Consider the following 24,381-nt stretch of genomic DNA (forward strand, 5'->3'; position numbering starts at 1 on the left):
CCTCCACGCGACACCCGACGCGACGACACGCGACCCCACGCCGAGCGGAGTCACCGTGAACATGCAGGACACCCCCGAACGCGCCGCCTTCCGGGCGCGGGCCCGCGCCTGGCTGGCCGCCAACGCGCCCGGGTTCGCCGGCACCGTACGTCACCGGCTGCACTTCGAGGCGGCCTCCTCGGCCGAGGAGTACGGGAAGGCCGAGGCCGAGAGCGTCCGCGCCGCGCAGGCGTGGCAGGCGCGGCTGCACGAGGGCGGCTGGGCCGGGATCTCCTGGCCGGCGGCCTTCGGCGGGCGCGGCGGGATCCCGGCCGAGGAGGCGGTCTTCGCCGAGGAGGCGGCGGCCTTCGACGTGTCGGTGGGGCCGCTGCTCATCGGCCTGTCCATGGTCGGCCCCACCCTGATGCGGCACGGCACCGGCGAGCAGTGCGCCGAGCACCTGCCCCCGCTCCTGCGCGGCGAGCGGGTCTGGTGCCAGCTCTACAGCGAGCCCGAGGCGGGCTCCGACCTCGCCGCGCTGCGGACCCGGGCGGTCCGCGACGGCTCAGAATGGGTCGTGACCGGGCAGAAGGTGTGGACCTCCGGCGCGCGCGTGGCCGGCCACGCGATCCTGCTCGCGCGGACCGACCCGGACGTCCCCAAGCACCAGGGGATCACCTACTTCCTGCTCGACATGTCCGCGCCCGGCGTCGAGGTGCGCCCGCTGCGGCAGATGAACGGGTCGTACCACTTCAACGAGGTCTTCCTCGACGAGGTCCGGATCCCCGCCGGGAACGTCGTCGGCGAGCCCGGCGGCGGCTGGAAGGTGGCCCACGCCACCCTCGCGAGCGAGCGCGCCATGATCGGCGGCGGGGGCGGGGCCAAGGCCGCCGCCCTGCTGGAGCTGGCCCGCGCGCGGGGCCGCGAGCACGACCCCCTCGTCCGCCAGGCCGTGGCCCGCGTGCACACCCTCGACGAGGTCCTGCGGGTGCTGGGCCTGCGCATGCGCGCCGCGCTCGACCAGGGCGGGCCGCCCGGCCCGGAGGGGTCGATCATGAAGCTGCTGGTGGCGCGCCGTGCCCACGTGGCCGCCGAGGCCGGCATCGCCGTCCAGGGCGCGGCCGGGGTGCTGGCCGGGCCCGGCGCCCCCGGCGGCGGCGAGTGGCAGCAGCAGCTGCTGAGCGCCCAGGGCCTGCGCATCGGCGGCGGGACCGACTCCATCCAGCGCAACGCCATCGCCGAGCGCATCCTCGGCCTGCCCAGGGAACGGCCCGCCGACCGCGACGTGCCGTTCCGCGAACTCCTCGCCCGGCGCACCGCTCCGGCGGGCCCCGGGGAAGGGAAGTGACCGCATGACCCTGCCGGCGGACCAGCCGATCATCGACACGATGATCGGGTTCCCGATCCGGGACCCGGACGGCACCTACGGCTTCATCACCCGCCAGACCAAGGACGCCGGATCCCGGCGCGACCTGAGGATGCCCGCGGGCTACATGTTCAAGGACGTGCCGGACCACGAGGACTCCGCCATCGACCCGGTCGCGCTGACGCTCGCCGAGATGGACCGGCACGGCGTCGCGGTCGGGCTGGTCGGGATCAAGGGGGAGGACGGCAGGCGGGCGGTGCGCGAGCACCCGGACCGCTTCGCCGGATGCCTGTCGGTGGACCCCAACCAGGGGATGGACGCGCTGCGCGAGATGACGGCCATGCACGCCGAGTACGCGATCAGGGCGGTGGACGTGTTCCCCGCGGGCACCTTCCCGCAGGTCGCGATCAACGACAAGAAGATGTACCCGATCTACGCCAAGTGCGTGGAGCTGGGGCTGCCGATCTTCGTGTGCGCGGGGGTCCCCGGCCCCCGGGTGCGCCTGGAGCCGCAGCGGGTCGAGTACCTGGACGAGGTCATGTTCGACTTCCCGGAGCTGGTCCTGGTCACCCGGCACGGGTGCGAGCCGTGGACCGACCTGGCCGTGAAACTGATGCTCAAGTGGCCGAACCTGTACTACTCCACCAGCGCCTTCGCACCGAAGTACTACCCCCGCGAGATCGTCGACTACGCCAACACCCGAGGCCCCCACAAGATCATTTATGGCGGGTACTTCCCCATGGGGCTGCCCCTCGACCGGATCATGGCCGAGCTGCCCGGCGTCCCGTTCAAGGACTCGGTCTGGCCCCGGTTCCTGCACGACAACGCCCGCCAGGTGCTCAAGCTGCCCTGACCCTGCCCTGGCCGCGAACGCCGTGAAAGAGGACGAGGCCACGAGCCGGGACTGACGGGGCCGTACGGGACGGGCTCAGGGAGCCGCCGGGGCGGTGGCGGCGGCGAGGAGCCTGACCATCGTCTCCCGGTGGTGGCCGGGGTCGCCGAAGAGGATCTGGGAGACCTTCGCCCGCCGGAAGTACAGGTGGGCCGGGTGCTCCCAGGTGACGCCGATCCCGCCGAGCACCTGGATCGTCTCCGTGGCCACGCGCATGTAGGCGTCCGCGCAGCAGGACTTGGCCAGCGCGGCGGCGGCGGGCAGGGCGGCGGTGTCGCCGGCGGCGGTCCACATGGCGTGCTGGGCGGCCGCCCGCGCCGACTCCACCTCCACGTACATGTCGGCGCAGGCGTGCTTCACCGCCTGGAACGCGCCGATCGGGCGGCCGAACTGCACCCGTTCACGGGCGTGCCCGACCGCCGTCTCCATCATCCGCCCGGCGCCGCCGACGCACTCGGCGGCCAGCGCGACGGCCGCGTGGTCCAGGGCCGAGGCCAGGACGCGCGGTGCTTCGCCGGCGCCGCCCACCGGATGCGCGGGCGTGCCGTCGAACTCCAGGCGGGCCAGCCTCCTGGTGGGGTCCAGCGTGCTCAGCGGGGTCCGGGTGAGCCCTCCGGCGTCGCCGGGGACGGCGTACAGGCCGGGGCCCGCCTCCCCTTCGGCGGTGACCAGGATCAGGTCGGCGGTGCCGCCGTCGAGGACGAGGTCCTTGGCGCCGTCCAGCAGCAGCCGGGTGCCCGAACGCCGCACCGCGGCCCGCGCGGGCGCGTTCCAGTCACGGTCCGGCTCGCTGAAGGCCAGGGTCGCGACGGTGACCCCGCAGGCGATCCCGGGCAGCAGCTCCCGCGCCGCCCCCCGGTCGCCGGAGGCGAGGATCGCGCGGGTGGCGAGCACGCAGGTCGACAGGTACGGCGCGCACAGCAGCGCCCGGCCCATCTCCTCCATCACGATGCCGGTCTCCACGGGACCGCCACCGCCGCCGCCGTACTCCTCAGGGATCGCCAGCCCCTGGAGGCCGAGCTGCGCGCCCATGCGGGCCCAGACGTCCTGGTCGTGGCCGCGCACGGACTCCATCAGCCTGCGTACCTCGGACTCGGGCGAGGTGGCGGCCAGGAAGGCGCGGACGGTGCGGCGCAGCTCCTCGTGCTCGGAGCCGAAGGCGAGGTCCATGCGTACTCCCGGGAACGGATCGTCGTCGGATCGGTCGTCGGATCAGCCGCCGGTGCCCTCGAACGTCCTCGGGGGCAGGGCGGAACGGCCGAGCGGAACGGCCGAGCGGCGGGGGAGGGGGGACGGGCATCTCAGCCGTCCTCCCGCTTCAGCAGCGGCGACCGGGTGTTGGACGGCCAGGCCGGGCGGTGGTAGCCGCGGAAGTGCAGCTCGCCGCCGCGCAGCTCCCGGATGGTGAGGAAGTCGCCCTTGTAGCCGCGGTGGTCGTACTCGGCGAAGGTCAGGTGGCAGCCGGGGCCGCCGTTGGTGCACGGCATCCACTTGATCTGCTCCAGCCCGGTCTTGACCTCCTCGGGCGTGGCGATGCGGGCGTTGGCGATCCCGTGGACGGCGGCGCGGGCGGTGTCGTACGACAGGGCCACCACGACGTTGCGGGAGACGCGGCCGAAGCGGGCCTCGAAACGCTCCAGCATCGCCTCGTAGTTGGGGTTGGCGCCGTCCTCCCCGAGCTGGTCGACGCCGTGCCAGCCCTCCAGGCCCGCGGCCCACTCGTTGGAGTTGGAGTAGAACATGAACGCCGTGCCCATGAACCGCGGCGGGTCCCAGTCCAGCGCCTGGAACGCCTCGGCGAAATGGAAGGTCGAGTAGCCGTACCCCATGTAGACGATGGCCTGCGCCCCCTGCTCGCGCATGGTGGCCAGGTGCTTCTGGAAGTCCCGGGGGTTGGGGGTGAGCCGGACCTCCTTGACGACGTCGAGGTCGTACTGGCGCGCGGCGGCGCGGAAGTGGCCGGCGTACAGGTCGCCGGAGGAGCCCTGCTCCCAGAAGAACCCGACCTTCTCCAGGTCGTTCTGGAAGCACCAGTGGGCGGCCATGGCGCCCTCGACGGGGATGTCGCCGTTGGCGACGGTGAAGCAGTACTCGCCGTGGAACAGCGTGGTGCCCGTCCAGCCGAGGCAGGGGACGCCGGTGGAGTTGATCGTCTCGCGCAGGTTCACCGAGTTGTCGGAGATGAACGGCCCGATGACGACGACGCAGCCCTCGTCCACGAGCTTGCGGTAGCCCTTGCGGACCTTGAGGTAGTTCTCCCTCGGCAGCCCGCGGGCGTCGACCGTCACGATCTCGACGGGACGGTCGTAGGCGCCCTCGTTGAGCGCGTCCTCGATCGCCAGGATGACCGGGTCCACCAGGTCGGCGAGCAGCTGGCCGAGGTCCATGTCGATCAGGATGCCGATCTTCACCGGCTCGAACGGGTCGCCCTGGCTCCGCACGCCCCGGGTGGGCGGGTAGACGACGATCGACTCGACCGCCTTCTCGCCGACGCGCCCGCTGCCCTGGTACCACAGCTCGTTCCGGTACTCACCGCCGGCGGCGGTGTCGGTGCCCGACCGGACCGTCGAGACCGCCCGGTCGGGCCGGGCGACACCGTGGTCGACCGGGGCGGGGAACAGGCGTTCGGCGTAGCGGGCGCCGTCCGGTTCGGTCATGCGGTTCCCTCCTCCGGGCCGGCGCCGCCGGCGCCACCTCATGGACAGGCTTCGTTAACTTATATATAAAATCCATAATCAGACAAGCGAGTGCCCCGTCTCCGCGGGCGCCGACCGGAGGGGGCGGGGATGGCCGACGGCGCGGGCGCGCGGGACGTCCGGAGGGTCCGGGACGAGCTGGAGATCCGCGGGCTGCTGGCGCGGATCGCGCGGCTGGCGGACATGGGCGACCTCGACGCCTACGCGGAGCAGTTCACCGAGGACGCCGTCTGGGAGATGCCCGGCGTGCCGGTCAGGCGCGGGCGCGCGGAGATCCGGGCGGCCGGCTCGGCGCGGCGCGCCGAGGGCGCCACCGGTCCTGGCAGCCACACCCGCCACGTGGTGGGCACCGTCACGGTGGAGGTCGAGGGCGCGTCGGCGGTGGCGGAGTCGTACTGGCAGTTCTACGCCGACACCGGCACCGTGCCGCGCCTGCACTCGATGGGGCACTACCGGGACACCTTCCGCCGGGAGCCGGCGGGCTGGAGGCTGGCCCGCCGGCGGATCACGCCGGGCTGAGCCGGCGGGGGAGGGGCCGCCCCCGGCAGGCCCTCACCCTTCCTGCGCCCCGGGCCGGCTCAGGCCGGTTTCGCGAACAGGCCCTTCTCCTCGAACAGCCGCGCCACCAGGTCGCCCTGGCGGCGCAGCATCCGCGCGTAGGCTCCGGCGGCGCGGTCGGGATCCCCGTCCGCGATCGCCTCGTGGATCGCCCGCCGCCCGGCCCGGACGGCCTCGACCGGCCCCGGTACCAGCGCGAAGAAGTTGCCGGGCACCACACCGACCATGGCGCGCAGCACCGAGCGCAACCGCGGCGAGCTCGCGGTCTCCAGGATCAGCCGGTCGGACTCGCGGGTCAGGCGGGCGACCTCCGCCGGGTCGTCGGTGCCCTCCAGTCCCGCGCACAGCCCGGCCAGACGCTCGGTCAGCTCCGGCGTGCGACGCTCGGTGGCCCGCCGGGCCGCGAAACCGAAGACCAGGCCGTACAGGGTGTAGTGGTCGCGTACGGCCGCCTCGTCCAGCGCCCCGATGAACGCGCCGCGGTGCGGCCTGATCGTGACCCAGCCCTCCCGCTCCAGGGACAGCAGGGCCTCGCGCACAGGGATGCGGCTGACGCCCAGGGCCCTGGCGATGTCGTCCTGCGGGACGCGGTCGCCCTGCCGCAGCCGGCCGTCGAAGATCAGCCTGCGGATGTAGAGCGCCGCCTGCTCGCCGCTGCTGCGCCGGACCAGCGCCTCGCCGGGCGCGGGCAGCGCGCCGGCGGCGCCGGACACCGCCTGAACGGACACTGGATCGCCCCCGGGATCGCCCTCTTCGCCGAGTCTCACCATGCACTCCAGTTCGTTACTATTTTATATAAAATCAAGTCTAAGGCAGAAGTGGCGCGGCGGGGCCGGGCCCTGGTCGACGAGCGGGGCCGGTGTTAGCTTCCATTTGAAGAGACTTCTTTAGTTCCCGAGGAGGGACGTATGTCGCGCTTCCCGTTCCCCGTCCCGAACGGCTGGTTCGCCGTCGCGCGCAGCGACGAGCTGGCGGCCGGCGAGGTCAGGCCCGCGCACTACTTCGGGCGGGACCTCGCGCTGTTCCGCACCGCCTCCGGCGACGCCCGGGTCGTGGACGCGTACTGCCCGCACCTGGGGGCCAACCTCGCCCACGGCGGCCGGGTGACCGGCGAGCTGCTGGAGTGCCCGTTCCACGCCTGGCGCTTCGACGGCGTGTCCGGCCGGTGCCTGGACGTGCCCTACACCGACGCCGAGCCCTCGCCCAAGGCGGCCGTCCGCTCCTACCCGGTCGTGGAGCGCTTCGGCCTGGTGTTCGCCTGGCACCACCTCGGCGGCGCCGAGCCGTACCTCGACATGCCGGTCATGGAGGAGTTCGACGACGAGGACTGGACCGACCCGGTCTTCCACGAGTTCGAGATCGCCACCTGTTGCCAGGAGATGGCCGAGAACAACGCCGACTACGTCCACTTCAAGTACGTGCACGGCATGGAGACCGTGCCCGGCGGCGAGGTCGGCTACGACGGCTTCGTCAAGACCGTCACCGAGCGGCAGGAGTTCCGGAGCAAGAGCGGCAAGGTCTACCCGCTCGACTTCACGCGCAGGTCGTACGGGCTGGGCCTCGGCGCGCTCCGCCTCAAGGGCGTGATGTCCTTCGTCTCCTCGGTGACGCCCGTGGACGAGGAGCACGTTCACATCCGCTGGACCTTCACGGTGCCGGAGTCGATGCGGGACTTCTCGGAGAAGATGATCAGAACGTTCGTCGACGCGGTCGCCGAGGACATCCCGATCTGGGAGAACAAGGTGTACGTCGAGAAACCGCTCCTCATCCGCGGCGACGGGCCGATCGTCGAGTTCCGGCACTGGGCGCGGCAGTTCTATGGTGAGGGCGTGCCCGAGCGGCCCTGGGTGCCGCCGCGGGTCAGGCGGCTGGAAGGCAGTGATGTCTGAACGATCCTCCGGGCCTCGCGGCGCCGGCACGCGCGAGCGCATCCTGGACGCCGCGGAGCGGCTGATGGCCGAGCGCGGCGTCGCCGGGGTGTCGCTCAACGAGATCAACACCGCCGCCGGCCAGCGCAACACCGCGGCCCTGCACTACCACTTCGGCGGGCGCGACGGGCTGCTGCGCGCGATCATGCGGCGGCACGGGCCGTGGCTGCGGGCCCGGCACGACGAGCTGTACGCGCGGGTCGCCGGGAGCGGGGGGCCGGGGGACGTCCGCGGGCTGGTCGAGGTGATCGTGCTGCCGGTGGCCGAGTACATCGGGATGGGCTCCAGCCAGCGGTGGGCGATCCGCGTCTGGACGTCGGCGCTGGCCCATCCGCACCTGGCCATCGAGGAGGTGGAGTCCCTCGTCGACCTCTCGCTGACCCGGGCGGGCCGCGACCTGGTGAAGATCATGGCCGAGGGGATGCCCCGGGAGCTGGCCGTCGAGCGGCTGGTCGTGGCGTCGCAGTCGGCGCTGCACGTGCTCGCGGACCGGGCGATCCTGGAGGACGCGCCGGAGAGCAGGCGCAGTCCCCTCCCGCTCTCCCTGGTGGCCCGCAACCTCGTCGACATGACGGTCTCCGCGCTCACCGCCCCCGTCGGCGCGGCCACCCGCGAGGAGGCCGCCAGGATCCTCGGCCGCTCGTAGAGGGCGGTGCAGAGCCGTTCCCGGGGGATGAGGACTCGATGGGGACCGGCTCCGCTGGTAAAATGTATAAAAAATTCAGTATATGGAGGTGAGTGATGACGGAGCGGATGGCCCGCCCGGACGCGCAGGACGCGCCGTCCGGGCGGCTGGCCAGGATCCCGCCCCTGGTGGACGTGGACGCGCACGTGGTCGAGCCGCCGGACCTGTGGAGCGGCAGGCTGCCGGCCCGCCACCGCGACGCGGGCCCGCGCATCGAGCACGCGCCGGCCGGGGAGGTGCGCCTCGTCGACGGCAGGTACGTCGAGACCCCCGGAACCGAGGGGCCCGACGTGGCCTGGTGGGTGTACGAGGACACGCGGAACCAGATCAAGCGCTATATCGCGGCGGCCGGGGTCCCGGCCGACGAGGTGACCAACGAGGGCATCACCTACGCCGACATGCGGCCGGGCTGCTGGCGGCCGTCCGAACGCCTCGCCGACATGGACCTCAACGGCGTCCAGGCGCAGATGTGCTTCCCCAACTACCCCCGGTTCTGCGGGCAGATCTTCCTGTGGGGCAAGGACCGGGAGCTGGCCCTGCTGAGCGTCCGCGCCTACAACGACTGGATGGTCGAGGAGTGGTGCGGTTCCAGCGGCGGGCGTCTCATCCCGCTGTGCATCGTGCCGCTCTGGGACGTCGACCTGGCCGTGGCCGAGGTCCGGCGGAACGCCGCCCGCGGGGTGCGGGCCGTGGCCTTCAGTGAACTGCCCGCCTACCTGGGGCTTCCCGGCCTCCACACCGGATACTGGGATCCGTTCTTCGCCGCGTGCGAGGAGACCGGCACCGTGCTCTCCATGCACATCGGCTCGGGCACCAAGACGCCGCAGACGTCCCCGGACGCGCCCCCGGCGGTGGGGGCGACCATCATCTTCGGCAACAGCGTCGCGAGCATGACGGACTTCCTGTTCTCCGGGGTGCTGCACCGCTTCCCCCGGCTGAAGCTCCTCTACGCCGAGGCGCAGATCGGCTGGATCCCCTATCTGCTGGAGCGCGTCGACGACGTCTGGGAGACCCACCGCGGCTGGGCGCACACCCGCGACAACTGCCCCGAACCGCCGTCCACGTACTACTACCGGCAGATCACCAGCTGCTTCTTCAAGGACGCCGTGGGCGTGGAGATCCTCCACAAGGTCGGGCTGGAGAACGTCACGTTCGAGACCGACTACCCGCACCAGGACGGCACCTGGCCGCGGTCGCGGGAGGCGGCCGCCCTGCAGTTCGGCCATCTCGACCAGGAGTCCATCGACAAGATCGCCCGTGGCAACGCCATCCGCCTGCTCGGCCTCGACCTGCCCGGCAGCTGACGCCGCTGACGCCACGGAGGGCGCGGAGGGTACGGAGGCGCGTCCGGCCTCCCGGCCCGCGCCCGGCCCGCGCCCGGCCGCGCCCGGGCGCCGGGAGGAGGCGTTCCCGCCGCAGGCGCGCTCGGCCCGCCGTGCCTGCGGGGCTGCTAGTTTTGAAAGGCGACCGGGCGGTGCGAGGCCGTCCGACGGACCTAGGGGTGAGAACGATCCCGCGCAGACAGGAACCCGCCTTGCAGGGTGCCGGCATGACGGACTGGTCCGAGCTGCTTCCGGGTCACGACCTGTCCCGGATGAGCAGCGGTGAGCAGGTCCGGCTCTACGTCCGCCGCCTGATCTTCGACGGGGTGCTCCGGCAGGGGCAGCGGGTCCCGCAGGACGCCATCGCGCAGGCCCTCGGGGTCTCCCGGATCCCCGTGCGGGAGGCGCTCATCGCGCTCGAACGCGAGGGCTGGATGACGATCGTCCCGCACCGCGGGGCCTTCGTGAACGCGCTCGACGAGTCGTCGGTGCGCGACCTCTACGAGCTCTACGGGCTGTTCTACGGGTTCGCCGTCCGCCGGGCGGTCGAGCGGCAGGGCAGCGACCTGGCCGCGCGGCTGGCCCCGATCCAGCGGGAGATCACCGACGCCGAGGGCGCCGGCGACCTCCAGGAGCTGACGATGCGTTTCCACCGCCTCGTCGTGGACGCGGCCCAGTCGCCGCGGCTGCGGAGCATGCTCAAGCAGATGACCGGCGTCGTGCCGGGCAACTTCTTCGAGCTCGTGCCCGGCGCCGAGGGCGTGGAACGGCGCGGCACCGCCGCCATCCTGCGGGCCATCAAGAAGGGCGACCCGGAACGAGCCGAGCAGGAGTACGCCAAGATGCTCCGGAACCAGGGCGACCTCGTGGTCAAGCTGTTCCGCGGGCGCGGCATGTTCGACCAGGCGCCGGAGGCGACCGCCGCCTCCCGGTGACCCGCGCCCCCGGCCGCCCGTGACCCCGGCCGCCCGTCACCCTCACCGCGGGTGCCCGTCCCTGGGGGCGGGCGAATGCGGCACATCCACTCCGTACAGCGTATAGAGTACGACGGCGCCGCCACCTCGCCGTTTCCCCGAGCACCGACGGTGGACGGCGCTGAGCGCATTCACCGGGCACACGTGAGGGAGCACCGTCATGCATTCGGCCGACAGCCACAGCGTCATCCAGGTCCGCGGCGCCCGGGAGAACAACCTGGCCGACGTCTCGGTCGACCTGCCCAAGCGCCGGCTCACCGTCTTCACGGGAGTGTCCGGCTCAGGGAAGTCCAGCCTGGTGTTCGGCACCATCGCCGCCGAGTCCAAGCGGCTGATCAACGAGACCTACAGCGCCTTCCTGCAGTCGTTCATGCCCAGCCTGGGCCGTCCGGACGTGGACGAGCTGCGCAACCTGAGCGCCGCGATCGTCGTCGACCAGGAGCGGATGGGCGCGAACTCCCGTTCCACGGTGGGCACCGCCACGGACGCCTACGCCATGCTGCGCATCGTCTTCAGCCGGCTGGGCACCCCGCACATCGGCCCGGCCGGCGCCTTCAGCTTCAACCTGCCCGAGGGCATGTGCCCGGAGTGCGAAGGCGTCGGCCAGGTCTCCAAGATCGACGTCGACCAGCTGGTGGACCGCGAGCTCTCCCTCAACGAGGGCGCGATCACCGTTCCCAACTTCGCCGTGGACTCCTGGTACTGGCAGGTCATGGCGGGCTCCGGCTTCTACAGCCCGGACAAGAAGCTGAAGGACTTCACCGAGCAGGAGTGGGAGGACTTCCTCCACAAGGGCTCGACCAAGGTGAAGGCGGGCACGCACAACACCACCTACGAAGGGCTCATCACCAAGGTCCAGCGGCTCTACCTCACCAAGGACCGCGAGTCGATGCAGCCCCACATCAGGGCCTTCGTCGACCGGGCCGTGGTCTTCGCCGGCTGCCCGTCCTGCGGCGGCACCCGGCTCAACCAGGCCGCGCTGTCCTCCACGATCAACGGGGTGAACATAGCCCAGTGCTCGTCGATGCAGATCAGCGACCTGGCCCGGTTCGTGACGGACCTCGACGCCCCGCAGGTGGCGCCGCTGCTGGGCAACCTGCGCGATCTCCTCGAATCGCTGGTCGAGATCGGGCTGGGCTACCTCAGCCTGGACCGGCCCTCGGGCACGCTCTCCGGCGGTGAGGCGCAGCGCGTGAAGATGGTGCGGCACCTGGGGTCCAGCCTCACCGACGTCACCTACGTCTTCGACGAGCCCACCGCGGGGCTGCACCCGCACGACATCCAGCGCATGAACGGCCTGCTGGAGCGGCTGCGCGACAAGGGCAACACGGTGCTCGTCGTGGAGCACAAGCCGGAGGTCATCGCGATCGCCGACCACGTCGTCGACCTCGGCCCCGGCGCGGGCGCCGAGGGCGGGCACGTCTGCTACTCCGGGGACGTGGCCGGGCTGCGCGCCTCGGGCACCCTGACCGGACGGCACCTGGAGCACCGGGCGCGGCTGCGTGAGACGCCCAGGACGCCGCGGGGGAAGATGTCGATCGAGGGCGCGGACCTGCACAATCTGCGCGGCGTCGACGTGGACGTCCCGCTGGGGGTGCTGACGGTGGTCACCGGTGTCGCCGGGTCCGGCAAGAGCTCGCTCATCCACGGGTACGTCGCCGGCCGGGAGGGCGTCGTCGTGGCGGACCAGTCGCCGATCCGCGGCTCGCGCCGTTCCAACCCGGCCACCTACACCGGGCTGCTGAACCCGATCCGTACCGCCTTCGCCAAGGCCAACGGCGTTAAGCCGGCCCTCTTCAGCGCCAACTCGGAAGGGGCCTGCACGCACTGCGGCGGCCTGGGCGTCATCTACACCGACCTCGCGATGATGGCGGGGGTGGCCTCGGTGTGCGAGAAGTGCGAGGGGAGGCGCTTCACCCCCGAGGTCCTCGCGTACACGCTGCGCGGCAAGAACATCAGCGAGGTGCTGGACATGTCCGTGGCGGAGGCGCACGACTTCTTCCCGTCCGGGCAGGCGCACGTGATCCTCGGCCGGCTCCGGGACGTGGGGCTGGGCTACCTGCGGCTCGGCCAGCCGCTGAACACGCTGTCGGGCGGCGAGCGGCAGCGGATCAAGCTCGCCATCCACATGGCCGAGAAGGCCGCGACGTACGTCCTGGACGAGCCGACCACCGGGCTGCACATGGCCGATGTGGACCACCTGCTCGCCCTCCTCGACCAGCTGGTCGACGGCGGGAACACGGTGATCGTGATCGAGCACCACCAGGCCGTGATGGCCCACGCCGACTGGATCATCGACCTCGGTCCCGGCGCCGGGCACGACGGCGGCGAGGTGGTGTTCACCGGAACGCCCGCCGACCTCGTGGCCCGGGGGGACACGCTGACGGCGCGGCATCTGCGCGAGTACACCGCAGGCTCCTGACGGGAGCCGCCGGGACCCCGGCGGTGCTTCCGCCGGGTCCCGGTGCGCACGGCCCCCCGATCCGTGTGATCGCGGGGGCCTGGCTTTTCGTAGATTGGATATATTATATTGAACCCCGGCGAGTCGCTCGCGTGAGCGGGAGCGGAGGCAGCGCGACATGGCCGACTGGGTGGACGCGGAACAGCTCACCCTGCTCGATCTGCTGGACCGCCGGCTGGCCGGCGATCCGGACGGGCCGTTCCTGGACTGCTGCGGCACCCCCTACACCGCCGCGGAGCTGGACGCCGCCTCCAACCGGGTGGCGAACGCCCTGGCGGGGCTGGGCGTCGGGCACGGCTCGACGGTGGCCACCATGCTGGAGAACGGCCCGGCCGCGGTGCTGTCCTGGTTCGCGATCCACAAGCTGGGGGCCATCGCGGTCCCGGTCAACACGGCGCTGAAGGGCCCGCTGCTGCGCCACCAGCTCGCCGACGCCGCGGCCACCGTCCTGGTCGTCCAGGACGACCTGGCGTCCCGGCCGCGGGACGTCCTGGACACCCTCGGCACGGTGCGGCACCTGGTGATCGTGGACGGCGGCGCGAGCGGCGGCCCCGGCGCGACCGGCCCCGGAGCCTCCGGCCTCGGCGCCACCGGAGCCGTGGGCCGGGGCAAGGCGGCCGAGCACTCCTGGAACGATCTGCTCACCGCCGGGGACACCCGCCCGGACGTCCTGGTGCGCCCCTCGGACCTGGGCACCATCGTCTACACGGGAGGCACCACCGGCCCGTCCAAGGGATGCGCGCTCAGCCACAACTACCACCTGTCGATCGCCCGGCAGATCATCGCGTCGTGGGGCAGGACCCGCGAGGACGTGGTGTGGAGCCCCCTGCCGCTGTTCCACTTCAACGCGATCTCCTGCATGCTCACCGGCACGCTGATCAGCGGCGGCCGGGCGGCGTTCGCCCGGCGCTTCTCGGTGTCGGGGTTCTGGCCCGAGATCGACCGCACCGGGGCCACCATCGCCTCGCTGCTGGGGTCGCTGGCCGTGCTGGTGGCCAAGGCGGACGACCATCCGCGGGCCAGGGGGTCGGGACGTCCCGGGGCCAACACGACGCTGCGCCTGCTGACCGGGGCGCCGATGCCCCCGGAGATCGACCAGATCTACCGCGACCGCTTCGGGATCGCCACGTTCAGCAACGCCTACGGCAACACCGAGGCGTCCCTGATCTCGTGGCTGCCCCCGGGGCGGCCGGGCCGGCCCGGCTCGGCGGGCATCGTCAACTCCGAGGCGTTCACCGTGAAGATCTTCGACGAGGACGACCGGGAGGTCCCGGCCGGGGCCGAGGGCGAGATCGTCTGCCGTCCCCGGATGCCGCACGTGATGTTCGAGGGCTACTGGCGCCGCCCCGAGGCCACCGTCGCGGCCTGGCGGAACCTGTGGTTCCACACCGGTGACATCGGCCGGATCGACGAGGACGGCTACCTGTTCTTCGTCGACCGCAAGGCCGACTACATGCGCCGGCGCGGGGAGAACATCTCCAGCTGGGAGCTGGAGAAGGTGTTCCACCAGCATCCGGAGGTCGCCGACGTCTGCGTGCACGCGGTCGCGAGCGAGGTGGGCGAGGACGAGGTCAAGGCCACCGTGGTCCTCCGGAAGGGCGCCTCGCTCACGGAGGAGGCGCTGTGCCGGTGGGCGATCGACCGGCTGCCCTACTTCGCCGTGCCGCGCTACTTCGAATTCCGCGAGGAGCTGCCCATAAGCCGGACCGGCCGTACCACCAAGAACATCCTCAGGGACGAGGGCGCCGGGCCGGCGGCCTGGGACCGCGAGGCCGCCGGCGTGACCTTCGAGCGCCGGTGACGGGGGGCGTGATGAACGACGGTCCCGTGGGGCTGGAGGGCGACGACCTCGGAACCCCCTACCTGCGCTTCGAGCGGCGCGGCGCGCTGGCCTGGTGCGTCATCGACCGGCCCGATTCGCGCAACGCCCTCACCAGCGCCATGTACTTCGGCGTGCGCCGGGCCGTCGACCTGGTCAACCGCGATCCCGCCCTGGCCGCGCTGATCATCACCGGTACCGGCGACGTGTTCGTCCCCGGCGGCGAGCTGCGCGGCCGGGAGCCCGACCGGTGGCTGGACTTCCCCGACCTGCTCGGCAACGACTGCACCCCGTTCGAGGCGATCCGGCGTTCGGCCAAGCCGGTGGTCTCGGCCGTGAACGGCCTGGCCCAGGGCGGCGGGCTGCTGATCGCGATGCTCTCGGACGTCGCCGTGGCGGGGGAGAGCGTGACGGTCCGGGCGCCGGAGCTGTTCCGGGGCATCGCCGACACCGGCTACGCCGCCTACCTGCCCGCGCAGATCGGCATCGCCAGGGCCCGGGACATGCTGCTCACCGGGCGGGTGGTGACGGCGCGGGAGGCCGAGAGCTGGGGCATGTTCACCCGGGTCGTCCCGGACGGGGAGGTCCTGGCCGCGGCCGAGGAGGTCGCGATCCAGATCTGCCGTACCGCGCCGCAGGCCAGGCTGCAGATCAAGCGGATCGTCAACGACAACTACGACCGTGTCGACCGGATGACCTTCGACGCGCTGCTGTTCAACGCGGAGATGCGCGAGGGCGCCCGGGCGTTCGCCGAGCGGCGCGACCCGGACTGGGTGCCACCGGATTTCCGTACCGGCGGCAGGCTCTGAACCGGGGGCAGGCTCTGGGCCGGTCTCACGTGTCGCCGGTGGCCGGGGAGGCGGAGGCGTCCCCCACCACGAAGGCCGCCTCAAGGACGCGGTGCAGCTGCTCCAGCGACACTCGCGCGGCCTCGGGGGAGGGCTCCTCCGCGTCCAGCTCGGTCATCTGGAAGGCGCTGATCAGCCCGGTGAACATCCGGGCCAGCAGCATCGGGTCGCCGTCCCGCAGCTCGCCGGCCTCCTGGCCGCGGCGGAACAGGTCGGCCTGCATCCGCTGGGAGGCGCGGAAGTTCTCCAGGATCCTGCCGTCGTCGGGCGGGTCCGCCAGCGGCGGCGCGATCGCCCCGCCGCGCAGGACCAGCCGCCCGAACCGCGGGAACCGCCGGAAGAAGCCCACCTGCCAGTCGGCGAGCTCGGTCAGCTGCCGCCGGGGCGGCAGGGCGGAGGCCAGGATCCGCTCCATGCCGGGCATGAACTCGGCGGCCCGGCGCAGGAAGATCTCGCGGTAGATCTCGTCCTTGCCGGTGAAGAAGCCGTAGACGGTGCCGACCGAGAACTCGGCGCGCTCGGCGATCTCGCGCAGTGACGCCTGGTGGAAGCCCTCGCGGGCGAACACCGCCTCCGCCGAGTCGAGGATCTGGTCCCGGCTGAGCGCCCGGCGCTGTTCTCGGCGCTGCTCCCGCAGACTGCGCTCGGTCATCGGCGGCGGACTCCCCCTTCTGGCGGCCGTGTGCATGGTAGCCGTTCACCCGTCCGGGAGGCCCCGTGCCGGGGTCCGGACGGTTCAGGCGACGACGCCGTCCGCGCGCAGGGCTTCGATCTCGGCCGCGCTCAGCCCCAGCTCGCCGCCCAGCACGGCGGCGGTGTGCTCGCCCAGCCAGGGGGGCCGGTGCTCCTCCCGCGCGGGCGCGGCGCTCATCCTGACCGGGTTGCCCGGCACCAGCACGGGCTGCTCCACCCCGTCGGTGCGCGACACCTCCACCAGCATGCCGCGGGCGGCGACGTGGGGGTCGGCGACCACCTCCTCCTCGCCGAGGCACGGCCCGGCGGCGATGCCCGCCGCCGCCAGCGCCGCGCACGCCTCGGCCTTGGTCAGGCGGGCGGCCCAGCCCTCGATCGCCGGCCGCAGCACGTCCTCCAGGTGGTCGACCCATCCCTGGCGGGTGGCGAGCCGGGGGTCGGCGGTCCATTCGGGGCGCCCGACGAGCCCGGCCAGCCGCGCGAAGTGCTCCTCGCGTCCGACCTGGAGCACGAACCAGCCGTCGGCGGCACGGAACCCGTGCAGGATGAGCGGCCCCAGCTCGCCCTTGCGCAGCCCCATGGACCACAGGTTGGTGACGATGTCGGTCATGGCGATCACCGAGTCGAGCATGGCGATGTCGACGTACTGGCCGCGGCCGGTGGCATCGCGGTGCCGGAGGGCGGCGAGGACCCCGACCGCCGCGAACAGCGCGGCGCCGATGTCCCCGAGCGCGCCGACCGGGGCCACGGCCGGCGGGTCGCCGCCGCGCCGCTTCATCTCGTAGATCCCCGACATCGCCTCGACGACGGGCGCGAAGGCCGGCCGGCCCCCGTAGGGGGTCGGCACGGTGTTGCCGAAGCCCGAGACCGAGACGTAGACGCCCGCCGGATGCACCGCGGCGATGTCCTCGTACCCGAGGCCGAGCCGCCGCATCGCGCCGGCCCTGGAGTTCTCGGCGATGACGTCGAACCGCGGGGCGAGGCCCAGGACCAGCTCGCGGCCCCGCGGGTCCTTCAGGTTCACGCAGACGCTGCGCTTGCCCAGGTTGTTGCGGAGGAATGTCGCCCCCACGCGGCGGCCCCGCGGATCGGTCATGGCCGGGAGCGAGGCGCGGCCGGAGTCGCCGCGGCCCGGGGGCTCGATCTTCACCACGTCCGCTCCGAGCCGGGCCAGCAGCTGCGTGGCGTAGGGGAGTGCCTGCATCTGTTCGAGCGCCAGGACGCGCACCCCGTCCAAGGGCCCGCCCGAGGGCGGCACGGGGGACGCGGAGGCGCCGGCCGTCTCACCGGTTCCCATGCCGGGCAGTCTAATTGCAGATTAGATTTTTTATGCAATCTACACTTAGGATGCTCTCCATGCGCGGAATCCTGGGATGGGGCGCGTACCTGCCCTACCGGCGGCTGGACCGCTCGACGATCCGGGCGGTGGCCGGGACCGGCGGCGGCACCGGCCACCGCACCGTGGCCTCCTACGACGAGGACACCACCACCATGGGCGTCGCCGCGGCGCGCGACGCCCTGCGCGGCACGGCGGCACGCCCGCGGGCCGTGTGGTTCGCCACCACCGTCCCCGCCTATCTCGACAAGACCAACGCCACGGTCGCGCACGCGGCGCTCCGCCTGGACCGCACCGCCGCGGCCTACGACGCGGTCGGCTCGGTGCACTCGGCGATGGGAGCGCTGCGCGCCGGGCTCGACGCGGACGGGCCGTGCCTGGTGATCGCCTCCGACGTGCGCACCGGGCTGCCCGGCGGCGCCGACGAGGCCGCCGGGGGCGACGGCGCGGCGGCGCTGCTGGCCGGCTCGGACCGGGACGGGCCGGTGCTCGCCGAACGGCTCGCCTGGGCGTCGCTGACCGAGGAGTTCCTGGACCGCTGGCGGATCCCGGGCGCCGCCGCGTCGCGGACCTGGGAGGAACGCTTCGGCGAGACCCGCTACACCGCCCTCGGGCTGGAGGCGTTCAAGCTCGCCCTCGGCGACGCGGGGCTGGAGGCCGGCGACGTCGCCACGCTGATCGTGGCCGGGCCGCACGCCCGCGCCGCCCGCGCGGTCGCCGCCGGCTCCGGCGTGCCGGCCGTGCGGATCGCCGACCGGCTCGACGGCCGGGCCGGTGACACCGGGGCCGCCCACCCGGGCCTGCTCCTGGTGGCCGAGCTGGAACGCGCGGCGGCCGAGGGGGCGGAGGCGGGACGGATCGTGGTCCTGCTGACCCTGTCCGACGGCGCCGACGCGGTCGTCCTGCGGACCACCGGCGCGCTCGCCGCGCACCGGCCGTACCGCCCGCTGGCGGAGCAGCTGGAGGCCGGGGCGCCGGTCGCCTACGGCACCTACCTCGCCTGGCGGGGCCTCCTGCCGGTCGAGCCGCCGCGCCGTCCCGGACCGGCCCGGCCGTCGGCGCCTGCGGCGGCGCGCAACCGCGACTGGAAGTTCGGCCTGGTCGGCTCCCGCGGCGAGGACGGCACGGTGCGGCTGCCCCCCTCGCCCCTGGACGCCGCGCGCCACCCGATGGCCGGGGAGACCGGCACGGTCGCGGCCCTCACCGTGGACCGGCTCGCCCACTCGCCCAGCCCGCCCGTGGTGTTCGCGGTCGTGGACTTCGACGGCGGGGGCCGGCTGCCGGTCGAGCTGACCGACGTCGACGAGTCCGGGATCGCGGTCGGCGACCGGATCGAGATGACCTTCCGGCGGCTGTTCACCGCCGACGGCGTCCACAACTACTTCTGGAAGGGACGGCCCGCGCGCGGTGCGGGACAGGCCGCGCCGGACGGGGAAGGGACCGGCTGACATGCCCTCGCACGGGATCAGGGACCGCGTCGCCATCGTCGGGATGGGGTGCACGCGCTTCGCCGAGCACTGGGACAAGGGCGTCGACGAGCTGCTGCTGGACGCGGCCGGCGAGGCGTTCGCCTCGGCCGGGGTGACCAGGGACGACGTCGACGCGTACTGGCTCGGCACGGCCCAGTCGGGCATGAGCGGCATGACCCTGTCGCGCCCGCTGCGGCTCCGGGGCAAGCCGGTCACCCGAGTGGAGAACTACTGCGCCACCGGTTCGGAGGCCCTGCGCCAGGCCGCGTACGCCGTCGCCAGCGGCGCGTACGACGTGGCCATGGCGATCGGCGTGGAGAAGGTGAAGGACTCGGGCTACCAGGGGCTCAACGCGTTCCCCATCCCGGACGACGGCACGCAGCGGACGCTGACGGCGGCGGCCATGTTCTCCATGGTCGCCCCCGCCTACGCCCGGCGCTACGGCGTGAGCGAGACCGAGATGCGCACCGTACTGGCCCGCATCGCCGCCAAGAACCACGCCAACGGCGCGCGCAACCCCAGGGCGCAGTTCCGCAAGGAGATGCCGGTGGAACGCCTCCGCGCGATGCCGGCCGTGGCGGGCGGGCTGTCGGTGTTCGACTGCGCCGGGGTCGCCGACGGCGCCGCGGCGGCCGTGCTGGTGCGGGCCGAGGACGCCGCCCGCTACACCGGCCGGCCGCTCCTGATCAAGGCGCTGTCCCTCGTCGCCGGTGACGGCTCGGGGGTGACCGACCCCTCCTACGACTACACGTCGTTCCCCGAGGTGGCCGCCTCGGCGGCGGACGCCTACGCGCAGGCGGGCGTCACCGCGCCGCGGGAGGAGCTGGCCATGGCCGAGGTGCACGACTGCTTCACCCCGACGGAGCTGGTCCTCACCGAGGATCTCGGCCTGGCCGACCGGGGGACGGCGTGGAAGCGGGTGCTGTCCGGAGACTTCGACCGCGACGGCGAACTGCCCGTCAACCCCGACGGGGGCCTGAAGGCGTTCGGCCATCCGGTGGGCGCCTCCGGCCTGCGCATGATGTTCGAGGCATGGCTGCAACTGCGCGGCGAGGCGCCGCCGGAGCGGCGGATCTCGACCTCGGGCTCGCGCTCCCTGGCGCTCACGCACAACCTCGGCGGTTACCCGGGAGAGATGGTCAGCTTCGTCTCCATCGTGGGCACCTCCTGACGAAAGGCGGTATCGCCGTGGCCGACCGCACCTCATCGTCGTCCGTCCCCTCGCCCGTCTCCTCGTCCGGCCCTTCGTCCGACCCACCGTCCGTCCCCTCGCCCGGCCCTTCGTCCGACCTGCTGTGGCGGGTCACGCCCGAGGGGGTCGCTTGGCTGACCCTGAACCGGCCGCGCGCGGGCAACGCCCTCACGGGCTCCCAGCGCGACCGCGTGATCGATCTGGTGGGAGCGGCGAGCGGCGACCCGCGCGTACGGGCGATCGTCCTCACCGGCGCCGGGGAGCGGCACTTCTGCACCGGGGCGGACCTGAGCGGCACCGGCGGCGGGCCGCCGGACCCGCCCGAGGGCCTTCCCGAACGCCCCGCGGGCTCGGTCGCCCGCGCCGTCGCCAACGGCGCGCAGCGGCTCGTCACCGCCCTCCTGGACTGCGAGAAGCCGATCATCGCGGCCGTCAATGGGACGGCCGCGGGCATCGGCTGCCACATCGCCTACGCCAGCGACCTGGTGCTGGCCGCCGACTCGGCCCGGTTCATCGAGGTCTTCGCCCGGCGCGGCCTGGTCGTGGACGGCGGCGGGGCCTACCTGCTGGCCCGGCTGGTCGGCCCGCAGCGCGCCAAGGAGCTGATCTTCTTCGGCGACGACCTGCCCGCCGCGGACGCGCACCGGCTGGGGCTGGTCAACCGGGTCGTCCCCGCCGCGGAGCTGGCCGCGACGGCGGCGGAGTGGGCCGGGCGGCTGGCCGGCGGGCCCACCGTGGCCCTCGGGCTCGGCAAGCGGCTGGTCAACCGGGCGCTGGACGGCGACCGGTCCACGGCACTGGCCGAGGAGGCGATGGCCGCGGAGATCAACATGACCAGCGAGGACGGCCGGGAGGGGCTGCGCGCCTTCGCCGAGCGCCGGACCCCGCGCTTCCTGGGCTGGTGACCCGCCCGGCCCCGGCGCACCGCCGACCGCCCCCGTACATGGACGGCACGCGCGAGCGCGCCGTGCGACCCCAGGAGTGACCGTGGACCTGCGACCGACCGACCGAGAGATCGCCTTCCGGGACCGGCTGCGGGCGTGGCTGGCCGAGGTCCTGCCGACCCTGCCCCCGGCGCCCCGCCGCGACGACCTGCCCGCCCGCCGCCGCTACGACACCGCCTGGCAGCGGCGGCTGTTCGACGCCGGGTACGCCGGTGTCGACTGGCCCTCCGAGCACGGCGGGCTGGGCGCCTCGCCGACCGAGCAACTGATCTTCCTGGAGGAGACCGCCCGCGCCCGGGCCCCCTACGTGGGCGCCAACTTCGTCGGGCTCCTGCACGCCGGCCCGACGCTCATCGTCGAGGGCACCGCCGAGCAGCGCGCGCGGCACCTCCCGCGCATCCTGCGCGGTGAGGAGGTGTGGTGCCAGGGCTTCTCGGAGCCGGACGCCGGCTCCGACCTGGCCGCCCTGCGGACCTCCGCCGTCCGCGACGGGGACTGCTACGTCGTCACCGGCCGCAAGATCTGGACCTCGCACGCGGAGGTCGCCGACCACTGCGAGCTGCTGGTGCGCACCGACCCCGGCGCGCCCCGGCACAAGGGGATCACCTGGCTGATCCTGCCCATGGACGCCCCGGGGGTGCGGGTCCGCCCGCTGCGGACGGCCGTCGGGACCGGCGAGTTCTCCGAACTGGTCCTGGACGGGGTCCGGGTCCCGGCGTCCCACCGCGTGGGGCCCGAGAACGACGGCTGGCGGGTGGCCATGGTGACCTTCTCCTTCGAGCGCGGCACCGCCTTCATCGGCGACGTGATCGAGTCGCGCAACATCCTGCGGGAGATCGCCGCCGCCGCCCGCGCCACCCCGGACCGGGGCGGCGGCACCCTGTGGGACGACGCCGCGCTGCGCCGCGACGTGGGCCGGCTGATCGCCGAGGTGAACGGGCTGTGGGCGCTCATCCGCAAGAACGTGTCGGAGGCGTCGGCGGGCATGGTCCCCGTCCAGGGCGCCTCGGTCTTCAAGCTGCGGTTCACCGAGAACCGCCAGCGGATCGCCGATCTGGCCGGGCACGTCCTCGGGCGCGCGTCGCTCGCGCTGGACGGGCTGCCGGGGCCGGACGGTCGGGCGCGCGGGCACCTCGTCGAGGACCGGGTCAACACGCTGTCGTTCACGATCGCCGCGGGCACCTCGCAGATCCAGCGGAACATCCTGGCCGAGCGCGCCCTCGGACTGCCGAAGGAGCCCCGATGGACCTGACGATGAGCGCGGACCAGCGCGATCTGCGCGCGGGCCTGCGCGACTACCTGGACGACCACTGGACTCCCGGCCGGCTGCGGTCGGTCGCCGACGCGCCCGCCCTGGACCGCGAGGACTGGAGCGCCCTGGCCGAGCTGGGCGTGTTCGGTCTGGAACTGCCCGAGGAACGGGGCGGCGCGGGCCTCGGCCTGGCCGACGCGGCGATCGTCTTCGAGGAGCTGGGCCGGGCCCTGGTCCCCGGCCCGCTGGTGGCGACGTTCCTGGCGGCCGGGATGGTCGGCGGCGTTTCGGACGGCGGCGCCGTCGTCACCGCCCTGGACACGGCCGGCCCCGTGCCGGTGGTGGAGCACCTGGACGCGGCCACGCACGTCGTGCTGATCGGTGACGACGGCCTCCACCTGGTCCCGTCCGGGGCACTGCGGGCCGCTCCCGCCGCGGCGCCGCTCGACCCGCTGACCCCGGTCCGGCGGGTGACCGGCCCGCCCCCGCCGGGGGAGCGGATCGGGACCGCGGCGGACGCGGCGCGGTGGCGGTCGCGGGGCGCCGTCCTCACGGCGGCGCTGCAGGTGGGCGTGGCCCAGGGGGCGCTCGACCTGGCCGTCCGGTACGCGGGGGAGCGGGAGCAGTTCGGCCGGGCCGTCGGGTCGTTCCAGGCGGTCAAGCACCTGCTCGCCGACTCCCTCGTCCGGGTGGACCTGGCCCGTGCCGCGGTGTGGACGGCGGCGCTGACCCTGGACGATCCCCACGGAGACGAGCGCGGAGACGAGCGCGGAAGCGAGCGCGGAGACGATCCCGGTGAGGCGGTCGCGTCCGCCAAGATCCTGGCGGACGACGCGGCCTCGGCGAACGGGCGCTGCTGCGTCCAGGTGCACGGGGGGATGGGGTTCACCTGGGAGGTGACCGCCCACCTGTACCTCAAGCGCGCCTGGCTGCTGGAGACCTGCCACGGTACGGCCGGCGAGCACGCGCGGCGCCTGGCGGAGGCCCTCTGAGGGGTCCGTACCACCGCGGCCGACGCCGCCATAAAGAGCAGTGAATTTCCCGGATCCGCCGGTCATGGGCTCGTTCCGATGCGATTTCCGTCGCCTCGCAACATCGACGCGCGGTCATTCCGAGACAAAGGCCCGCTCGGACGGGGGATAGGGTGCCGTTCCGCCACCCTCTTGTCGGAAAACGTCCGCGTGTCGCTATGATCACCAGGCTGCGTTCCAAGAAATCGGAGCATTCAAAAAGATTTGCTGCGTCATTCGCCATCGGCGGGACGAACTGGAAAGTAGGAAACGAAGTTGAAGAGGATCGCCACCCTGGCGGCCGTGATGGGGGTGGCCGGCGGCCTCGCCCTGGCGCCGGCCACGGCTTCCGCGTCCGAGGTCGGCGTTCAAGGATGCCAGGGCGCGAGCGCGACGCTCACCTACCGGTACTACACCAGCCCTACCACCACGGCGGACTGGAAGAAGAACTGCTCCGGTAACTGGGAACCGCCCTCAGGGCAGGGATACTACCTCTATGCCGGAGGATGGTCCGGTAACATGTATTTCTCAGATGGCACTCGCCTGGACTTCTGTGACTGGAAGAATTATCCGATCGGCAAGAAGAGGGCCATCGCCATTTATATGTCCTCGACGAAGGCGTCGCACTGCAAATAGTGCGGGAGCGAGTCCTCGGTTCGCCTCACCGCATGGTTTCAGGCAGGCGTCTTGACCCATTCACAATGGATTTCCTGTGCTGTTCGCCATCGCCTTGGAGGCTCCTCGGTGCCTGCACGTGCGAGTCGGGTCCCGGACCGCTGGACGCGAGGTCGGTGAACGTCCGCCGGTGAGGCCGCTGCGCGGCCTCACCGGCAACCTTCACCACCGATAATGGAACGTTCCAAAGGCGCTCCGCGCCATGCGCGGTCGCGATAGGTGTCCCGGGAAGGTGTCCGCCGGACGCGCTCCGGGCGGCGTCCCCCGGCGGGCCGTGCGGCC

At 73.0% G+C, this 24,381-nt stretch carries 21 protein-coding genes; 16 read left to right on the forward strand and 5 right to left on the reverse strand.

All coding sequences use genetic code 11. The annotated features are described in order from the left end of the window. The first annotated feature begins 61 nt into the window (after positions 1–61). Both IW256_RS15975 and IW256_RS15980 read left to right on the forward strand, forming a co-directional pair. Positions 62–1,327: an acyl-CoA dehydrogenase family protein gene (locus IW256_RS15975; protein WP_231404825.1), complete on the forward strand. Its 1,266-nt coding sequence runs from the start codon at positions 62–64 to the stop codon at positions 1,325–1,327. 4 nt (positions 1,328–1,331) lie between these two features. Beyond that, positions 1,332–2,198, forward strand: a complete 867-nt coding sequence (locus IW256_RS15980) for an amidohydrolase family protein (protein WP_197011733.1) — start codon at positions 1,332–1,334, stop codon at positions 2,196–2,198. A gap of 75 nt (positions 2,199–2,273) precedes the next feature. On the opposite strand, the gene IW256_RS15985 is transcribed toward IW256_RS15980, so the two are convergent. Both IW256_RS15985 and IW256_RS15990 read right to left on the reverse strand, forming a co-directional pair. Then, positions 2,274–3,407: an acyl-CoA dehydrogenase family protein gene (locus IW256_RS15985; protein ID WP_197011734.1), complete on the reverse strand. Its 1,134-nt coding sequence runs from the start codon at positions 3,405–3,407 to the stop codon at positions 2,274–2,276. Between the two features lie 131 nt (positions 3,408–3,538). After that, positions 3,539–4,894: an ABC transporter substrate-binding protein gene (locus IW256_RS15990; RefSeq protein ID WP_197011735.1), complete on the reverse strand. Its 1,356-nt coding sequence runs from the start codon at positions 4,892–4,894 to the stop codon at positions 3,539–3,541. A gap of 129 nt (positions 4,895–5,023) precedes the next feature. Here IW256_RS15990 and IW256_RS15995 point away from each other — a divergent pair, with 129 nt between their 5' ends. Beyond that, entirely contained in the window at positions 5,024–5,452 is a 429-nt protein-coding gene (locus tag IW256_RS15995; protein WP_197011736.1) for a nuclear transport factor 2 family protein, read from the forward strand. A gap of 59 nt (positions 5,453–5,511) precedes the next feature. On the opposite strand, the gene IW256_RS16000 is transcribed toward IW256_RS15995, so the two are convergent. Then, positions 5,512–6,258, reverse strand: a complete 747-nt coding sequence (locus IW256_RS16000) for a GntR family transcriptional regulator (RefSeq protein WP_307828909.1) — start codon at positions 6,256–6,258, stop codon at positions 5,512–5,514. A gap of 141 nt (positions 6,259–6,399) precedes the next feature. Here IW256_RS16000 and IW256_RS16005 point away from each other — a divergent pair, with 141 nt between their 5' ends. The 7 genes from IW256_RS16005 (at position 6,400) to IW256_RS16035 (ending at position 15,489) form a co-directional block, all read left to right on the forward strand. Then, positions 6,400–7,380 (forward strand): Rieske 2Fe-2S domain-containing protein, encoded by a 981-nt coding sequence (locus IW256_RS16005; RefSeq protein ID WP_197011738.1) that lies wholly within the window; start codon positions 6,400–6,402, stop codon positions 7,378–7,380. Further along, the gene (locus IW256_RS16010; protein WP_197011739.1) at positions 7,373–8,065 is read left to right on the forward strand and encodes a TetR/AcrR family transcriptional regulator; all 693 of its coding nucleotides are present in this window, start codon (positions 7,373–7,375) and stop codon (positions 8,063–8,065) included. Before IW256_RS16005 ends, IW256_RS16010 begins: the two co-directional genes overlap by 8 nt. Before the next feature lie 95 nt (positions 8,066–8,160). Further along, on the forward strand, positions 8,161–9,408 hold the full coding sequence (locus tag IW256_RS16015; protein WP_197011740.1) for an amidohydrolase family protein: 1,248 nt from the start codon (positions 8,161–8,163) through the stop codon (positions 9,406–9,408). A gap of 245 nt (positions 9,409–9,653) precedes the next feature. Continuing rightward, a complete protein-coding gene (locus IW256_RS16020) occupies positions 9,654–10,361 on the forward strand; it encodes a GntR family transcriptional regulator (RefSeq protein ID WP_231403806.1) in 708 nt (235 codons plus the stop codon). Positions 10,362–10,560: 199 nt separating this feature from the next. Then, positions 10,561–12,822: an ATP-binding cassette domain-containing protein gene (locus IW256_RS16025; RefSeq protein WP_197011742.1), complete on the forward strand. Its 2,262-nt coding sequence runs from the start codon at positions 10,561–10,563 to the stop codon at positions 12,820–12,822. Between the two features lie 157 nt (positions 12,823–12,979). Then, positions 12,980–14,662: an AMP-binding protein gene (locus IW256_RS16030; protein ID WP_197011743.1), complete on the forward strand. Its 1,683-nt coding sequence runs from the start codon at positions 12,980–12,982 to the stop codon at positions 14,660–14,662. Between the two features lie 11 nt (positions 14,663–14,673). Continuing rightward, on the forward strand, positions 14,674–15,489 hold the full coding sequence (locus IW256_RS16035) for an enoyl-CoA hydratase/isomerase family protein (protein WP_197011744.1): 816 nt from the start codon (positions 14,674–14,676) through the stop codon (positions 15,487–15,489). 25 nt (positions 15,490–15,514) lie between these two features. Here IW256_RS16035 and IW256_RS16040 read toward each other — a convergent pair whose 3' ends face one another. Together IW256_RS16040 and IW256_RS16045 are read right to left on the reverse strand one after the other, a co-directional pair. Beyond that, positions 15,515–16,180, reverse strand: coding sequence for a TetR/AcrR family transcriptional regulator (locus tag IW256_RS16040; RefSeq protein ID WP_197011745.1), 666 nt, complete (start codon positions 16,178–16,180; stop codon positions 15,515–15,517). Positions 16,181–16,264: 84 nt separating this feature from the next. After that, entirely contained in the window at positions 16,265–17,518 is a 1,254-nt protein-coding gene (locus IW256_RS16045) for a CaiB/BaiF CoA transferase family protein (RefSeq protein WP_197011746.1), read from the reverse strand. Positions 17,519–17,577: 59 nt separating this feature from the next. Between IW256_RS16045 and IW256_RS16050 the strand changes: the two genes are divergently transcribed. The 6 genes from IW256_RS16050 (at position 17,578) to IW256_RS16075 (ending at position 24,060) form a co-directional block, all read left to right on the forward strand. After that, on the forward strand, positions 17,578–19,005 hold the full coding sequence (locus IW256_RS16050) for an OB-fold domain-containing protein (RefSeq protein ID WP_231403807.1): 1,428 nt from the start codon (positions 17,578–17,580) through the stop codon (positions 19,003–19,005). 1 nt (position 19,006) lies between these two features. After that, positions 19,007–20,197: an acetyl-CoA acetyltransferase gene (locus tag IW256_RS16055; RefSeq protein ID WP_197011748.1), complete on the forward strand. Its 1,191-nt coding sequence runs from the start codon at positions 19,007–19,009 to the stop codon at positions 20,195–20,197. A gap of 17 nt (positions 20,198–20,214) precedes the next feature. Further along, positions 20,215–21,123: an enoyl-CoA hydratase/isomerase family protein gene (locus IW256_RS16060; RefSeq protein ID WP_197011749.1), complete on the forward strand. Its 909-nt coding sequence runs from the start codon at positions 20,215–20,217 to the stop codon at positions 21,121–21,123. Between the two features lie 82 nt (positions 21,124–21,205). Next, entirely contained in the window at positions 21,206–22,414 is a 1,209-nt protein-coding gene (locus IW256_RS16065; RefSeq protein WP_197011750.1) for an acyl-CoA dehydrogenase family protein, read from the forward strand. Beyond that, positions 22,405–23,406, forward strand: a complete 1,002-nt coding sequence (locus IW256_RS16070) for an acyl-CoA dehydrogenase family protein (RefSeq protein WP_197011751.1) — start codon at positions 22,405–22,407, stop codon at positions 23,404–23,406. The genes IW256_RS16065 and IW256_RS16070 overlap by 10 nt, the downstream gene beginning before the upstream one ends. Before the next feature lie 294 nt (positions 23,407–23,700). Next, positions 23,701–24,060 carry a hypothetical protein gene (locus IW256_RS16075; RefSeq protein ID WP_197011752.1) on the forward strand — a complete coding sequence of 120 codons (360 nt, stop codon included), beginning with the start codon at positions 23,701–23,703 and terminating at the stop codon, positions 24,058–24,060. Positions 24,061–24,381 lie beyond the last annotated feature (321 nt).

Source organism: Actinomadura viridis, from assembly GCF_015751755.1.
GTDB lineage: Bacteria > Actinomycetota > Actinomycetes > Streptosporangiales > Streptosporangiaceae > Spirillospora > Spirillospora viridis.

Excerpts from the sequence above, each read along its gene's own strand:
- IW256_RS15975 (WP_231404825.1), top strand. The coding sequence starts at position 62 with ATGCAGGACACCCCCGAACGCGCCGCCTTCCGGGCGCGGGCCCGCGCC.
- IW256_RS15980 (WP_197011733.1), top strand. The coding sequence starts at position 1,332 with ATGACCCTGCCGGCGGACCAGCCGATCATCGACACGATGATCGGGTTC.
- IW256_RS15985 (WP_197011734.1), bottom strand. The coding sequence starts at position 3,407 with ATGGACCTCGCCTTCGGCTCCGAGCACGAGGAGCTGCGCCGCACCGTC.
- IW256_RS15990 (WP_197011735.1), bottom strand. The coding sequence starts at position 4,894 with ATGACCGAACCGGACGGCGCCCGCTACGCCGAACGCCTGTTCCCCGCC.
- IW256_RS15995 (WP_197011736.1), top strand. The coding sequence starts at position 5,024 with ATGGCCGACGGCGCGGGCGCGCGGGACGTCCGGAGGGTCCGGGACGAG.
- IW256_RS16005 (WP_197011738.1), top strand. The coding sequence starts at position 6,400 with ATGTCGCGCTTCCCGTTCCCCGTCCCGAACGGCTGGTTCGCCGTCGCG.
- IW256_RS16010 (WP_197011739.1), top strand. The coding sequence starts at position 7,373 with ATGTCTGAACGATCCTCCGGGCCTCGCGGCGCCGGCACGCGCGAGCGC.
- IW256_RS16015 (WP_197011740.1), top strand. The coding sequence starts at position 8,161 with ATGACGGAGCGGATGGCCCGCCCGGACGCGCAGGACGCGCCGTCCGGG.
- IW256_RS16020 (WP_231403806.1), top strand. The coding sequence starts at position 9,654 with ATGACGGACTGGTCCGAGCTGCTTCCGGGTCACGACCTGTCCCGGATG.
- IW256_RS16025 (WP_197011742.1), top strand. The coding sequence starts at position 10,561 with ATGCATTCGGCCGACAGCCACAGCGTCATCCAGGTCCGCGGCGCCCGG.
- IW256_RS16030 (WP_197011743.1), top strand. The coding sequence starts at position 12,980 with ATGGCCGACTGGGTGGACGCGGAACAGCTCACCCTGCTCGATCTGCTG.
- IW256_RS16035 (WP_197011744.1), top strand. The coding sequence starts at position 14,674 with ATGAACGACGGTCCCGTGGGGCTGGAGGGCGACGACCTCGGAACCCCC.
- IW256_RS16040 (WP_197011745.1), bottom strand. The coding sequence starts at position 16,180 with ATGACCGAGCGCAGTCTGCGGGAGCAGCGCCGAGAACAGCGCCGGGCG.
- IW256_RS16045 (WP_197011746.1), bottom strand. The coding sequence starts at position 17,518 with ATGGGAACCGGTGAGACGGCCGGCGCCTCCGCGTCCCCCGTGCCGCCC.
- IW256_RS16050 (WP_231403807.1), top strand. The coding sequence starts at position 17,578 with ATGCGCGGAATCCTGGGATGGGGCGCGTACCTGCCCTACCGGCGGCTG.
- IW256_RS16055 (WP_197011748.1), top strand. The coding sequence starts at position 19,007 with ATGCCCTCGCACGGGATCAGGGACCGCGTCGCCATCGTCGGGATGGGG.
- IW256_RS16070 (WP_197011751.1), top strand. The coding sequence starts at position 22,405 with ATGGACCTGACGATGAGCGCGGACCAGCGCGATCTGCGCGCGGGCCTG.